This window comes from Paenibacillus sp. JT31N17, from assembly GCF_056269255.1.
The window spans coordinates 251450-266489 of record NZ_JBWDNP010000005.1 but is presented as its reverse complement, the minus strand read 5'-3'; the positions used below and the strand labels follow the sequence as shown (position 1 = coordinate 266489).

General features: G+C 54.6%; 12 protein-coding genes. 7 read left to right on the top strand and 5 right to left on the bottom strand.

Going from position 1 to position 15040, the window contains the following annotated elements; all coding sequences use genetic code 11:
- Positions 1 to 28: 28 nt before the first annotated feature.
- The 5 genes from AC0YOB_RS18980 to AC0YOB_RS18960 all read right to left on the bottom strand — a co-directional run bounded on the left by AC0YOB_RS18980 (position 29) and on the right by AC0YOB_RS18960 (position 5109).
- On the bottom strand, positions 29 to 778 hold the full coding sequence (locus tag AC0YOB_RS18980) for an anti-sigma factor (RefSeq protein WP_475794103.1): 750 nt from the start codon (positions 776 to 778) through the stop codon (positions 29 to 31).
- A complete protein-coding gene (locus AC0YOB_RS18975) occupies positions 775 to 1347 on the bottom strand; it encodes an RNA polymerase sigma factor (RefSeq protein ID WP_210039132.1) in 573 nt (190 codons plus the stop codon). The genes AC0YOB_RS18980 and AC0YOB_RS18975 overlap by 4 nt, the downstream gene beginning before the upstream one ends.
- Positions 1348 to 1487: 140 nt before the next feature.
- Positions 1488 to 2444, bottom strand: a complete 957-nt coding sequence (locus tag AC0YOB_RS18970) for a cupredoxin domain-containing protein (protein ID WP_475794102.1) — start codon at positions 2442 to 2444, stop codon at positions 1488 to 1490.
- Between the two features lie 11 nt (positions 2445 to 2455).
- Positions 2456 to 4060 (bottom strand): plastocyanin/azurin family copper-binding protein, encoded by a 1605-nt coding sequence (locus AC0YOB_RS18965; protein WP_475794101.1) that lies wholly within the window; start codon positions 4058 to 4060, stop codon positions 2456 to 2458.
- Positions 4061 to 4245: 185 nt separating this feature from the next.
- Positions 4246 to 5109 (bottom strand): LysR family transcriptional regulator, encoded by an 864-nt coding sequence (locus tag AC0YOB_RS18960; RefSeq protein ID WP_475794100.1) that lies wholly within the window; start codon positions 5107 to 5109, stop codon positions 4246 to 4248.
- A 155-nt stretch (positions 5110 to 5264) separates the two neighbouring features.
- Here AC0YOB_RS18960 and AC0YOB_RS18955 point away from each other — a divergent pair, with 155 nt between their 5' ends.
- From AC0YOB_RS18955 to AC0YOB_RS18925, 7 genes are all read left to right on the top strand, one after another.
- Positions 5265 to 6155, top strand: a complete 891-nt coding sequence (locus AC0YOB_RS18955; RefSeq protein WP_475794099.1) for a DMT family transporter — start codon at positions 5265 to 5267, stop codon at positions 6153 to 6155.
- A 157-nt stretch (positions 6156 to 6312) separates the two neighbouring features.
- Positions 6313 to 8310 carry a GTP-binding protein gene (locus tag AC0YOB_RS18950; RefSeq protein ID WP_475794098.1) on the top strand — a complete coding sequence of 666 codons (1998 nt, stop codon included), beginning with the start codon at positions 6313 to 6315 and terminating at the stop codon, positions 8308 to 8310.
- A 35-nt stretch (positions 8311 to 8345) separates the two neighbouring features.
- Positions 8346 to 9455, top strand: a complete 1110-nt coding sequence (locus AC0YOB_RS18945; RefSeq protein ID WP_475794097.1) for a nitric oxide synthase oxygenase — start codon at positions 8346 to 8348, stop codon at positions 9453 to 9455.
- A gap of 176 nt (positions 9456 to 9631) precedes the next feature.
- Complete coding sequence (locus tag AC0YOB_RS18940; protein WP_475794096.1) at positions 9632 to 11851, top strand: methyl-accepting chemotaxis protein; 2220 nt, start codon at positions 9632 to 9634, stop codon at positions 11849 to 11851.
- A gap of 190 nt (positions 11852 to 12041) precedes the next feature.
- Entirely contained in the window at positions 12042 to 13586 is a 1545-nt protein-coding gene (locus tag AC0YOB_RS18935; protein ID WP_475794095.1) for a spore germination protein, read from the top strand.
- A gap of 7 nt (positions 13587 to 13593) precedes the next feature.
- A complete protein-coding gene (locus AC0YOB_RS18930) occupies positions 13594 to 14811 on the top strand; it encodes a Ger(x)C family spore germination protein (RefSeq protein ID WP_475794094.1) in 1218 nt (405 codons plus the stop codon).
- Position 14812: 1 nt separating this feature from the next.
- Positions 14813 to 15037: a hypothetical protein gene (locus AC0YOB_RS18925; RefSeq protein WP_475794093.1), complete on the top strand. Its 225-nt coding sequence runs from the start codon at positions 14813 to 14815 to the stop codon at positions 15035 to 15037.
- Positions 15038 to 15040 lie beyond the last annotated feature (3 nt).

Below are 15040 nucleotides of genomic sequence, written 5' to 3'. Positions count from 1 at the left end.
TGGCTGATTAGAATGGCTGGCGATGAAATTATGCCGAACCGAATATTTTGACGCCGCGCGGCTCGTCGCCGCGGTCATCGGGCTCCAGCGTAATGCCAATCGTATCGAATGCGAGGGTATTGGATGCAATGGGCATGGAGAGTACGCCCATTCCCTGGTCGGCGACCCTGAAAGTTCCTGCGCTGCGGCGCTGCCCGTCCTTAACCAGCCATACCTGGTACGCTTCCTTGCTGTCCGTTTGCGGCGCGCCGAATACATAGACAACAAACTGCCTGGTCTTTCCGTTATCCACGATGCAAGCAACCCCGAACGAATCGGCTGCTTCTGCGGTTGGCTGCAGCGGTATGATCTGCTTGATTTGAGCGGCAGAAACCGACAAGGCTTGTTCGATAGAGGGAATTGCCTCCGCTTTGTCACGATACAGCTGCACATTCCAGATCGTGCCGGTAATGACAAGGGCAGCCAGCGCAGAAGCGGCGATCGCATAGAAAGGCCGTCTGCTTCTTGCCCGTCTTCCGGGAGCGGAACGCTGCGCTTGCATTTCCACCGCCCTTGCGGCATCCATGACCTGCTGCTTTAAATCTTCGGGTGGTTCCATATGCTCCATATCGGCAGGAAGCGCCTCCCATACGAATCGTAGTTCTTCAAGCTCGATCTGACAGGCTTCGCAGTCGGGAAGATGACGCTCGAAGGCTGATTTCTCTTCGCCGGACAGCAGGCCGGAGATATAGTCCAGACATAAATCGCAATGCTGCGGCGGCCGCTCATCCCGCATCATATTCCCTCCCTTCCCGCAAGCAGATGTCTGCGTAATATTTTTAACGTCTGATGAAGCCTGTTTTTGACCGTGCCAAGCGGCTGATTGTAGAGAAGAGCCAGCTCGTTCAGGCTGTAGCCCTGCCAGTAGAAATGCTCCAGCAGCATAATTTGCTGCTTGGACAAGTGGCAGTAGGCATCGCGTATTTCCTCTTTCAACGATTCCCGCTCCACGCGGTCCTCAGGCGAAGCTGTATAGGTATCGGGAATTTGCTCCAGCTCCTCCGGCAGAAAAGAGGCAAGCCCCGCATCCTCCCGGCGCTTCCGGCGCAGCCAATCTGTCGTAATGTTGCGCGTTATGGTGAGCAGCCAGCTGGTAAAGCGGCCTTTGTCCGGATCATATTCCGATTCGGTGGTCCACAGCCGCATAAAGACGGATTGGACAATATCCCTGGCTGCCGGCTCGTCCCGCAGGGCTTTCCAGGCAAAGGAGTAGATCAATGCCGAATAGCGGTCATACAGGACAGAAAGCGCCGAATGCCGTTTGTGCTTGATCAGCAGCATCAGTTCGTAATCGGAAAGATTCTGCATTACGGAAGTCCTCCGGGGCAAGGAATGATGTTGAAGCCGACAAATGTAAGAAGAAACGGCTGCGCCCTTAAGAGCGGCGAGCGCGTTTCTTCTCTTTGGACCTTATCGCTATCAATGCGTTACAGGTTAAAAGCAAGCTGCTACTCCGTTACAACGATTGTACCCTTCATGGCCGGATGTGGCGAGCAGTAATAAGAAAATTCACCTTTCTCGTCGAAAGTAACCTCTTTGCCTTCATCCTGACCCAGCAGATCGGTATCGAAGGAATCGTCATCGGCTACTGCGCTATGCCGGATTTCATCCCTGTTTACGAATTTGACGATGTCTCCGGCTTTGATCTCCAGCTTGCTTGGAGTGAAAGCGAAGTTTACGATTTCCACCACATGAACAGTGCCGGCCTTGTCATCCGCGCTTGCAGGACTGCCGGCGCTTTCCGTATCGGTTTTGGTTGGTGCAGCCGGTTTGTTCTCTTCCGGCTTGGCGGCTTTGTCCCCGGCCGACGCGTCCTCCTGTTTCGGTGACTCCGCTTTGGGCGTCTCCGGTTTGGGGGAATCGGCTTTCGGTGTCTCCGGCTTTACGGTCTCCTGTTTCGGAGATTCCGTTTTGGCCGGATCCGGCTTCGTTGTCTCAGGGCTGCCGGCATCGCTGCCTTTAACCGCCTGCTGCGATTCGGCGTTCCCGCTTGCGGAATCACCCTGAGCCGTATTCTTCGGGCTGTTATCGCCTTCCGCCGGAGCATTGTCGTCGCCTTCAGCAGGCTGACCTTGGACAGCGGAGCCGCTGCTGCCCGGGCTGCCTGCCCCCGCGCCTGCGTCCGCTTGTCCGCCGGAAGCATCGGCAGGCTGCGCATCGTTCTGGTTTTCATCGGCTGGCGGCGCAGATTCGTTCTGATTCGTTGACACTGCCGAATTCCCTGAAGCATTCCCCGTGTCTCCTGCCGTCTCGCCGTTCATTCCGCCTGCCATCTCGTCAGCTGTCATATTGGAATGGTTCTCTGCAGGTTCACCATTTCCGTTTCCGCTGCTGCATGCCGCCAGCAGCAGTATGCACAGCAGCGCGCAGAGGGACAAGGCCGTTCGATAATGAAGAATTCTCATTGGCTGTCCACTCATTTCACGATGATCTGGCCGGTCATGAATGCTTTGTGCGGCTCACAGAAGTAATCATAGGTTCCCGGCTTATCCAGCTTAATCGTGTAGGTATCTCCTTTGGCAAGCAAAGGCGAGGCAAAGCTTCCGTCAACGGCAACCGCGTTATGCTTCATGTCGTCGAAGTTGGTGAAGATGATGGAGGAGCCGGCTTCCACAGTAAGCGGTCCGGTGCCGAATGAATACTCCTTGATATCGACATGATAGGTTTTGGCCTGAGAAGCCGGAGTCGTATCAGGCGTCGTTGTTCCCGCGAATTTGGCCGGGTCAATCACGAACCATACATTGCTGACATTCTGCCCCTTGGTATCGCCATGAGCCTTATCCTGAATGAAATAATAGAGCGGGTAGCCCTTGTAAGTGGACTGCTTGCTGCCGTCCGTACGGGTTATTGTGCCAAGATCGGCACTTGAGACGCCGGTAGGAGCGCTTTTTCCGGAAGCGTTGTAAGCCGGCCAATTGGCCAGGCAGGTTCCTTCGCAGGCGCTTTTTCCCTTCGTATCCTTGTCAAAATAATACAGGGTGCGGCCTTGATCGTCCGTCAGGTAATTACCGAGCGCGGAGGAGGTGCCGAGCATAACCGAATAGTCCGCTTTGGCAGTGAACCATACGCCGCCGACGCCTTCGCCAAGCACATCGCCCGGGGCTGCATCTTTGGCAAAATAATAGAGCGGCCAGCCTTTGTAAGCGGTTTGTTTGGTGCCGTCCTCACGTGTGAGCGTAGTGAAATCAGCTGCCTTCAGCGAAGCGGGAACCTGCAGCTGGTCCGCATAGTAAACGGGCCATGACTTCAGGCAATCGCCCTGGCAGGAGTTGACGTTCTCGGCATCCTTGGTGAAGAAATACAGCGTCATGCCTGCTTTGTCGGTGAGATACGCACCCAGTTTATCATTCTGCCCAAGACCGATTTGCGTGCCCTGCGGAAGCGTCGCGGATGCCGGGAGAACGCCAGCCTCTTTCAGCATATCGAATAAGGAGTGGCCATGTGCGGTAGGCGCACCCAAAACTTCAACGAGCGCTGTTGCGATATGTGCGTTCGTGAGCGAAGCCATGCCGGCAATTTGCTGAAGTCCCTTGGACTTGGCAAATGTTTCGGTTTCGGCATAAGTATAGTCAGTTCCGGATGGATAACCCATCACTTCAAGCAGTACCTTGTACAGCTGCTGGGAGCTGATGATGGCTGAAGGATCAAACAAGCCTCCTCCTGTACCGGACCAGCCCAGCTCGGGATGATTTTTCAGATACGCCAGTACGGGCTTATTGGCTTTGCCCACCAGATTCGCATCGGTAAAGCTGCTCGTGCCGGTGTAGGAAAGGGCTTCTTCCAGCTTTCCTTGCAGACGGAGCGAAATAATTGCGGCTTGCAGGCGTGTCGATGTTTTGCCCAAATAAGCTGCGCTCACGCCATCTCCATCGCCAAGCAGCAGACCCAGCTGTGCGGCTGTGTCCGCATCAGAGGCTGCGCCTCCGGCCGCTTCGGCGGCTGAAGCGCCGAGTGCAGGCAGCAGCAGTGCTGCAAATAATGATAATACAATAAATAACGACCCAAACCTGGCTTTCCCCATTAGAATGCCTCCTCTTATTATCACTTTCATAAGAAGCTAACGAACGGCAGGGACAAACGGTTTGAGTCTTTTTGCGATTCTTGCGAAAAAATATTTCGGGCAATAGCAGAAACGGCGCTGCCGGTCATCGGCAGCGCAGCAAGTTTCTACATATTAGAAATATCGGGGAAGGGTCAGGGCAAATTTTATATTTCTTGAGCGGCGGGAAGGCTGTTGATGAAAGCCTGCAGTGCGCTGCTGATAAAGGAGTCCCTGCGTGTGATGAAGGTTGTTTCGGATTGGCGCAGGGAGGCCGGAAATTCATGTATGCGGACGGTGCCCTCCGCCTCATGCTTCTGAACGACGCTCCGCGGCATCAGGGATATGCCGAGTCCGGCGGAGACGCCGCCAATAATCGCCTCAAGCGTGCCGAACTCCATAATTACGGACCGATGAAGACCGCTTGTCCGCATCCACTGCTCCAACACATCCCTGTAGGAGCAGCCCGTGCTGAATACAAGTATGGGCTTCTTCGCCGCCTCTGACAGGTCGGGTACCGCAGCAGCGGATACGATAACAAGCTCCTCGGTGAAGGCGGGAGCGCCCTGGAGCTCGGGATGATCGCACGGGCAGCCGATGAAGGCTCCGTCCAGCTCGTAATGGAGTACTTTGTCCATCAGAAACTGCGAATTTCCGGTTGTGAGCGACAAGAGGACTTTGGGGTAATGGCTGTAATAAGAAGCAAGCAGCGCGGGCATCCGGACTGCCGCTGCTGTCTGGGTTGATCCGATCATGAGCGGACCGTTCGGCTCATCGGAAGAGGAGAAGACCATGGCGGCCTCGTCCAGGAGGCCGACGACCTTGTCTGCATAGCCAAGCAGCGTTCTGCCGCCGGATGTAAGGCTCATCCCCCGGTTGTGACGGAAGAACAGCACGGTGCCAAGCTCGGATTCCAACTGCTGGACGCGTGCGGTGACATTCGATTGAACATAGCCAAGCCGGGCGGCCGCTTTCGTAATCGACCCTTCCCGGGCAACCATTTGAAATACGCGCAAATCGGAACTCTCCATGAAACCACGCTCCATCTATTTGAAGTATTCCCGCAGGTACATTTCTGGTATCTCTAATAATGATAATTAATATCTTATATAATCATTTTACATGAAACCACGCCTCCCCTACAATATAAACATTCTCATCAAAAGAGCAAAGGGAGAGCTGTCCTGTGAATAAATATCTCTATATTAGCCTGGTGCTGCTGACAACAATATTAATGGGGCTGGCATTTCCAATCAGCAAAATCGGACTTGCTTATGCGCCCCCGTTCTTACTCATGGGGGCCCGCTTCATTATTGCCGGGAGCCTGCTGGCGGTTATCGTTGCCCGAAGGCCCCGCCCCCGGGGCAGTCAATGGTGGAAAGCCGCAGTACTCGGACTTTTTCAATCTACGGGAGTTATGGGCTGCGCATCCTACAGCATGCACTGGATCACATCCGGTGAATCCTCCATCATAACCTGTACCAATCCGCTGCTTGTTATCGTACTCGGCACCCTGTTCACCGGGGCCGTCTACCGCGGCCGCCAATGGCTGGGAGTGGCAGTTGGCTTCGTCGGCGTTGCCTTTACTTTTGGCTTTCACATCGGCTTTGAGCCCGGCACTCTGATCAGCTTTGCAGGAGCGGTCTTTTTTGCCGTATCGACCCTGCTCATCAAACGGTGGGGCCCGGCGTTCGATATGACAGTGCTGGCCGCCTATCAAATGCTTGCCGGCGGAGTCATTCTTCTCCTGCTCAGCGTCGTTACGGGTCATCTTTATTTCATCATTAACAGCACCTCTGTCACCGTACTAATGATGCTTGCGGTCCTGTGCTCGATTATTCAGTTCTCGGTATGGTTCTATCTGCTGCGCAGCGGCGATCCTGCCAAGACGAGCGCCTTTCTTTTTCTTGTGCCGCTCTTCGGTGTAATCTTCAGCTGGCTGATGCTGGACGAAAGGGTGCAGTGGTATGTCGGAGTGGGGGGAGCGTTCATATGCTTAGGAATTTTTCTGGTGAATTGGGACAGCAGGAAACGCACTGAAATCGTTATTCCGAAGGAGATGCCGCAGCAAGGCTGAGGCGCAGAATCCACTGATGTTTTGCCTGGAGAAAGCCTGCTTCAGCCGCCGGAAAGCGGAGCTGCCGGCACTGCTTGCCCGCTGCGCCGCTTCTCGCTTCTTCTTTGCAACTTGCGCTATAATAGGAGCAGCAGTTATAAGGGGATGAGCGAGAAGAATGGGGCACCAGCAGCAAGCCATGCGGAATGTTGGCATATTCGCCCATGTTGATGCGGGGAAAACAACAACAACGGAACAAATGCTGTTTCTGAGCGGACATATACGCTCGCTGGGCAGCGTCGATTCGGGAACCTCCCAGACGGATTGGCTCGACGTTGAGCGGGAGCGGGGCATATCGGTAAGAGCGGCGGTAACCCGCATGATGTGGAATGAGACGCCGGTCAATCTGGTGGATACGCCGGGGCATGTCGATTTTCTCTCCGAGGTGGAGCGCTCCCTGCGCGTCATGGATGGAGCCGTGCTCATTATTTCGGCGGTTGAGGGCGTTCAGGCCCAGACCGAGGTGATCTGGCAGGCACTCCGCGAGCTGTCGATTCCAACTTTGATCTATATAAACAAAATGGACCGTGTCGGGGCTGATGCTCTGGCTGTATTGAAGCAGATCGGCAGATTGCTCTCACATGGCGTTGTTCCCGTTCAGGCGCCGGAGGGTGCGGAAGGGGATTTTGCAGGTTCCCTGGATTTGCTGGCAGAGGACGGAACTGTTCAGGCCGATTGGATATCGCCCTATCGGGATATGATGGTGGAGGCAATTGTGGAACGGAATGAGGCGCTGACCATCTGCTATCTGGAGGACGGCGATCTGCCTGCTGCCAGGCTGCTGCCTGTCCTGGAGGAAGGGATTCGCCGTTCGGAGCTGTTTCCTGTCTTGTTCGGGGCGTCGAACAGGGGAATCGGCGTGAAGGAGCTGATGGATGCGGTGGTTCGTTTTCTGCCGCCCCCGGAAGGTTCCGAGGATGCGCCTGTGTCCGGTGTTGTGTTCAAAATGGAGAAGGACCCGGCGATGGGCAAGATTGCGTATGTAAGGCTGTATGACGGTACCATCCGAAATCGCGACACGCTGTCCAACTTTACCCGCGATGTCCAGGATAAAGTGACACAAATCCGCCGGGTGCATGGACAGAAAACAGAGGATATCGGCCTGTTGAAGGCCGGCGACATTGCGGCGGTGTATGGCCTAAACCGGGCCCGGATCGGAGATATTCTGGGATCGCCGGACCGCGTGCCGGGAGAGAAGCGGCTTGCCGTCCCGCTGCTCACTGTACAGGTGCAGTGGCGCAACGAGGCGGAATATCCCGCTATCGTGGCCGCATTCGGTGAGCTGGCGGATGAGGACCCGCTGCTGGATCTCCAGTGGCTTCAGGATGAGCGGGAGCTGCACCTGAAGGTCATGGGGCCTATTCAGATGGAGGTGCTGTCGCATCTGATGCAAAGCCGCTTCGGGCTCGATGTGACCTTCGGAGCTCCCTCCGTTATCTATAAGGAAACTCCCGCAGCTTCAGGGGAAGGATTCATCGCCTATTTGTCGCCAAAGCCCTGCTGGGCGATTCTGCGGTTTCTTATTGAGCCAGCGGAGCGGGGCAGCGGTCTTGCGTATTCCTCCCTGGTAAGGGGGGAGCAGCTGCTGGACAGCTACCAGAATGAAGTGGCGCGGCGCGTGCCGGAGGCGCTCTCCCAAGGCATGCTCGGCTGGGAAGTAACGGATCTTCGCGTGACTCTGCTGGAAGGGGAGCATCATGTCTGGCATACGCATCCGCTTGATTTTGTCATTGCCACGCCTATGGGAATTATGAATGGATTGGCGAATGTAGGCACGAAGCTGCTGGAGCCGATGCTGAAGTTCCGCTTGTCCATACCGGAGGAATACGGCGGCAAGCTGCTCAGCGAGCTGGTTGTCATGCGGGGCGAATTCGACGCGCCAGTGGTCCGTCAGGAGCGCATGGAGATTGAAGGCCTGCTGCCGGTGGCGACCACGCTGGATTTCCCTGCGAGGCTCGGTTCGCTCACAAGAGGCAGAGGAACGCTGTCAACCTTCTTCCACGGCTATCGGGACTGTCCGCCGGACGTTCATGTGGAGCGGGTGCGCAGAGGAGTCAATCCGCTGGATCAGCCCAAATATATATTGGCGGTACGCAATGCTTTAACGCAAAATTAATTAAAATGATCTCACACAGACGGGCAGGACTCAATATGCAAGAATTAAGCATCATCGACAATAAACAGCGCATGGAAGAGGCTGCTTCCTTTATTCGCACCTGCTACAGCGAGCTTGGCAAATCCGGGCAGCAAGCGGAGGACCGGCTCGCAGAGATCGAGCAATCAATCAAGGACAGCGGAAGCTACGAGCATACGGAGGAAGAACTTTGCCACGGGGCTAAAATGGCCTGGCGCAACAGCAACCGCTGCATCGGCCGGTTCTTCTGGGATTCGCTGGCCATTCAGGACGCCCGCAAAGCGCAGACGGAAGAGGATGCCGCAGCGGCCTTGCTGGATCATATCGAGCATGCCACCAATGGAGGCAAAATACGTCCGGTTATTACAGTATTCGGACCCGAGCCGGCCGAGAACGGCTCGGGAATCCGGATTCACAACCACCAGCTGATCCGCTACGCGGGATATGAAACGAGCACCGGCATTGTTGGCGATCCGGCATCTGTACCCTTCACGTCCATGTGTATGGAGCTGGGCTGGCGGGGGGCGGGCACGCCATTTGACGTGCTGCCGCTTGTCATTCAAATCGGCGGACAGGCTCCCCGATGGTTCGTCATTCCGGAACATCTGGTCATGCAGGTGCCAATCGTGCATCCGGATCTGGAGGCTGTGGCGGAGCTTGGGCTGCAGTGGTATGCGGTGCCGATCGTTTCGGACATGGTGCTGGAAATCGGCGGGATCAGATATATGGCGGCTCCCTTCAATGGCTGGTATATGGGAACGGAGATTGGCGCGCGCAATCTGGCTGATGATTTCCGCTATAACATGCTGCCGAAGGTTGCAGCCAAGATAGGGCTGGACACAAGCAGGGATTCTACGCTGTGGAAGGACCGGGCGCTTGTGGAGCTCAATGTGGCCGTCCTGCATTCGTTCAAGCTCAAAGGGGTAACCATTGTGGACCATCATACAGCGAGCAAGCAGTTCGGGCTCTTCGTCGAGAAGGAGACGCGCAGCGGGCGGGCGGTTACCGGCAGATGGTCCTGGCTCATTCCGCCGCTTTCCCCGGCCACGACTGCCATCTTCCACAACCGTTATGACGATGCGGTAGTAAAGCCGAATTTCTTCTATCGGGAAGACAGGGCAACGTAAGCGGAGCTGTTTGCCAATCTGGACAAATCCTATGAAAAATGCGCCGAAAGGCGCATTTTTTTGCCAATTAAAGCTAATATTCTATATCAATTGTTAAGATATTAAGTATTTTGTCCCATTTTTTATGTTATAATTACTGACATAAAAAATAGATATGCAAAGGGTTGGGGATGCCTATGTTCGACTGGCTTGGATGGCGCAAGGGACTTCCTTTATGGTGGTCTTATCGGTTGAATGCCGATCTGAAAGAGGATGTGGAGGACAGCTTTGAGGGCATTGCGGACACCAGGATGAACCTGCTGCAGGCATGGACGGCAGAGTATTGGGATCATCTGGACCGCTTGTCCGGCCAGCTGTCCGCATTAAGACAGGGAGCTTCCATTCTCAGCGCAGACAATCAGACAATATGGGAGCGTTTATTCACAGGCACTCATACCCGGGCATCGGATTTCTCGGAAATTTATCTATTAAATGCGGCAGGCAAAGTGGTGTTCTCAACCTGCGAGAGTCACATTGGCCAGCAATACGGCAAAGAAGATCCCATCGCGGGCGGAATCAGCTATTCACGGGAAACGAAGGAAGGCCGCAAATGCCTGTTCGGACCTTATGCAGATCCGTGGACGTTGAAAATCGGCCCCAGTTCCTCATCCTTTCACGACAAAATGACGCTGCTCTTCATTACGCCCATTATAGAAGAGGGAGTCTGGTGCGGCGCCGTATGCGGACGTGTCCCCAACGATGTCATCGGCGATCTTATTCAACGGGAATCCGGCCACGTGTATCCGGATTCCGGCGATAATTATATCTTTATGGCGAAGCCCGGGTTAAGCAGCCATATCGCCCCCGGAACGGCGCTCTCCCGCAGCCGGTTCGAAGACCGGACCTTCACGCACGGGGAGAATCTGAAGGACGGGGTGACTACAGACTGGGGAGTCGTATCGGTCAAGGAGCATACGGAGCTGGAGATCATGTTTACCGACCCGGCCACCGGCCAGCTTCATCCGGGTGTAGCGAATACGATCCGCAACGGCAGCAATCTATTCGTTGAGTTTCCCGGATATTCCGATTACCGCCACATTTCCGTTATTGGAAAAGGGGTTACCTTCCAGCTGCCGCATTGTCCCGATCTGTGGGGCATGATGTGCGAGGGCGACCTGGAGGAGGTATACCGCATCCGCAGTATCAAATGGACGCAGTTCAAGCATCTGCTGGGCTGGATGACGCTGATGGGCGTGTTTGGCGCGGTGCTGGCCTATCTGCTGGCCGGTCACGTCGGAAGATTGGCTGAGGCGCTGCTGATCGGGGTCTTCAACCTGCTGCTGGGACTTGTGATGATGGTTTCGCTGAACCGCAAGGTCAGCAACCGGGTTGTCCGCCAGATGCGTAGATTGAACCGCTTTATCCGGGTTAATGCGGAGGGCAAGGGAGATCTTACCCAGAGGCTGGACACCGGCTCATTCGATAATAATGAAATGCGCGAGCTGTCCAAGTGGGTTAATAATATGATCGATTCCCTGGAGGGCATTATGCTGCAGGTGAAGCTGGCTTCAACCGATGTGCTGACAAGCCAGCGGCTGCTGAGTGATTCTACAGTTGTGACGGCGGGAACAACAGAGCGGGTAAGCGGCAAAGTCAGCGACATGATCAAGAGCATCCGCAGCCAGTTGAAGGATATCGATATTGCCAAGAGCGTGGCTGACGAGATGCGTGTAACCTTGCGGATGCTGGAGGACAAAGCCTCCGAGCAGATTGGCGTCGCCCAGGGAGAGCTGGTGCGGATCGGAGACAAGATGGTGCAAATCTCCGATAAGGTAGCGCACACCAATCTTACGATCGAAGCGTTCATGCAGACGACGGATGAAATCCGCAACGTGCTGAATGTCATCGAGGAAATCTCGGCGCAGACGCATCTGCTCGCACTTAACGCCTCGATCGAGGCGGCGCGCGTTGGCGAGCAGGGCCGCGGATTTGCAGTTGTAGCCGCGGAAATCAAGAAGCTGGCCGATCTGACCCGGAAATCCACCGAGGAAGTCCATGAAATCGTGCATAACATCTACCGCAACGCGCAGGAAGCAACGGCAACCATGGCGGAAGGAACGCGGGTGGTCAGTGAAGGCAACGAGCTTGTAGCGGCTGCTTCGGAAATCCTGAGAAACGCGGGCGCGGATGAGTCGTTGAAGACGCAAATTATTGATGAGGTCGTAGTCCTGATGGAGAAAATTGCCACGGTCAGCAAAGATAACCGCCTCATCTCCAAGGAAGTGGAGAGCAATGTCCAGGAGCTTCAAACGGATTTCATGAATGTCCGCCATACTTCCAGTCACGTGGAGGCAATAACCGCCCTTCTGCAGCAGCTGGTCGGGCAGTTCCAGCTAACCGAGAAGCGCAGAAGATAGAGATCTCCCGTCGGGTTGACGGCACTCGCAACACCCTTCAAGAATCGCAAGCGGCATAACCTGTGCAGCCAGTGATCCGGGAGGGTGTTTTTTGCATTCCGGTGAATTTCACCATTAAGGCCGCTTTGCCTCCTGCTTCCAGTATCTGATTATTCGGTCCTGATTATGGCAACTATAAAGGCAGGACAACATGACGACGGATCTGAGGACGGAAGATATGAACAAGGCCTGGAACGAATCCAATGACATATTCTCAGCGAGTCTCGAAGAGAACCGGACCCGACTGGTTCACATGTATCAGGATTGCTGCGATATTATATTTCTGGAGTGTCCGTTTACCCCGGAATACAGGGGATTTTTTATTTATTTTGACGGTCTTGCCAATGAGGAGCGGCTGAATGAAATCCGGGGTACGCTAACCGCATCGAGAATCGGGGAAGCCGGTGCCGCTGAGGTGGAGCTTATGGTCCGGGAAAAGCTGGATTACCTGCCCTGCCACAAGATTCATACGTTCAAACAGCTCGCCGACGAGATCACGATCGGGAATGCCATACTGCTTGTGGATGGATTGGCGCAAGGCCATACATTCATGCTGGGCGATTGGAGAAAAAGAGCGATTGACGAGCCAATTGCCGAATCCGTTGTCAGAGGACCACGGGAAGGCTTTACGGAGACCATTAATGATAATATGGCCATGCTCCGGCGTAAAGTCAGGTCGCCCGAGTTGAAAATGAAGCTTCGTGAGCTCGGGCTTTATACCAAAACGAGGGTGGCCCTGGCCTATGTGGATGGCCTGGTCGAACCCGGATTAATTGAGGAAGTGGAGAAACGCCTTAATCGAATTGAAGTGGACGGCATATTCGAAAGCGGCAATATTGAAGAATATATTGAAGATCAGCCATACTCGCCCTTTCCGCAAATTATCTCGACCGAACGGCCGGACACGGCTGCCGCCGGTTTATTGGAGGGCCGTTTTGTCATTCTGACCGATGGCACACCCTTCGCGCTCATGGCGCCGATTGGCTTAATCTCCATGCTGCAGTCGCCGGAGGACTATTATCAGCGGTATATGATTTCCACGGCGATCCGCTGGCTGCGATATATATTTATGTTCGTGGCGATGCTGGCTCCATCGGTTTATGTGGCTATTCTCACCTATCATCAGGAGATGATTCCAACCTCACTGATGCTGAACGTGGCAGAATCCAGAGAGGAGATTCCTTTTCCGGCGCTTGTTGAAGCCTTTATTATGGAAATTATGTTTGAGGCGCTTCGCGAGGCCGGCGTCCGGCTGCCGAAACAGGTAGGTGCGGCTGTCAGTATCGTCGGCGCGCTCGTCATCGGACAGGCGGCAACCTCAGCGGGACTTGTCTCTTCACCCATGGTCATGGTCGTTGCCATAACCGGCATTGCCTCTTTTATGCTGCCCCAGTACACCTTGGGTATCACCGTACGCATGCTGCGGTTTCCGATTATGCTGTTGGCGGGATTCCTGGGGCTGCTTGGCGTCTTGCTGGGCTTGATCGCAATCGCCATACATTTGTGCTCACTGCGTTCCTTCGGCGTTCCGTATCTCTCTCCGATTGCCCCCCTAATGGAAGGGGAATTGAAAGATATTCTGGCAAGAGCCCCGGCCTGGAGCCCTTCCCGAAGGCCGCGGTTGACCGGATTTGGCGGCGGCATCCGCCGGCCAAGCGGTCTTCGTCCCACTGCTCCCAGGAAAGAGGGGGAGTGAGAGGCTGATGAAGAGAAGAACGATCCGGCAGATTGCACGAATCCTCGTTCTGTCCTGCTTCGTTCCTCTGCTGTCCGGCTGCTGGGACCGAAGGGAAATCAATGATTTGGCAATCGTGCTGGCCGCAGGTGTTGATGAAGGGGAGGAGGGGGAGGTTGAACTTACGGTGCAGATTTATGTTCCTTCAGGCAAGGAAGGCACCAGCTCCTCAGATGGTACAGTAGATGTGAACAGGACGAAGGGGCAAACAACGGTCAGTACGGCCAAAGGCAGTTCGCTTGCCGATGCAATGTCCCATACTCAGGAGCGGCTCTCCCGTAAGCTGTTCTGGGGGCATAGCGATGTGTTTGTTTTCGGGAGAAAACGGGCGCAGACCGGCATTAAGGATGATCTGGATTTCATTCTCCGGTTTGGCCAAATGCGCGAGAGGGCCGACGTTTATGTAACAGGGGGAAAAGCGATCGACATTATGAAGATACTTCCACGGCTTGAGCGAAGCTCCATGGAGGCGCTTCGCGAGCTGTCTAAATTGGAGGTAAGCACGGAGATTGATCTCAAAACCATCGTCCAGAACATGATAGAAAACCCGGAACAAACGTTTTTTCTTCCCTACGTGCAGGCTGGAAGTGAAATATCGGATGAGCATCGTCTGCATAAGACAGACATGTCCTATTTTAATGGCGTTGGTATTTTCAAGCAGGGGGTGATGGTAGGACATGTGGATGATGACCTTACCCGTGGGGTATTCTGGCTGACCGACCGCATTAAATCTTCAGTCCTCACTCTGACTCCGGAGGACTCGGAAGGCACAGTATCAATTAATTTGATAAGCACCTCAACGACCTTCCATCCCCATATTGACCGCAACGGCAAATGGCAGATGGTCGTGTCCATCGTCGGGATGGCGGATGTTATAGAAAATACGACAAAGCTTGATCTGATGAAGCCTGACAACATCAAGCTGATCAATCAGGGCGCCAATGACCTCATCCGCGACAGAATCGAGCGGGCGCTCAAACAGATTCAAATGAACATGAAGGCCGACATATTCGGCATCGGAGAATCCTTCAGGAGGCATTATCCCAAGCAGTGGAAGCAGGCCAAGATGAGGTGGGATGAGCTTTTTCCACAGGTGGATATTGATGCGAATGTAAAGATCCGTATTATTCACATGGGAATTGTGAGTCCGAATATCAGCACGCTTAATCCCGGGAAGGAGAAATGATATGTTTGCCGTCATGGTCTTGATTTATTGGATTATCTGCGGATTCATCTATGGCCTGGACCGAAAATCGCTGCTGGCGGGAAAACGCGAGACCATCGTCTATTGTGTGATTGGCGCACTGGGGGTGCTGCTGTCGATCGGCCTTCTGATTAACAGCCGGCTGCCCGGGCCTACCCAGTGGATTACGGCCATTTACAAGCCGGTCTCCAGGCTGCTGGAGCCCTGATAA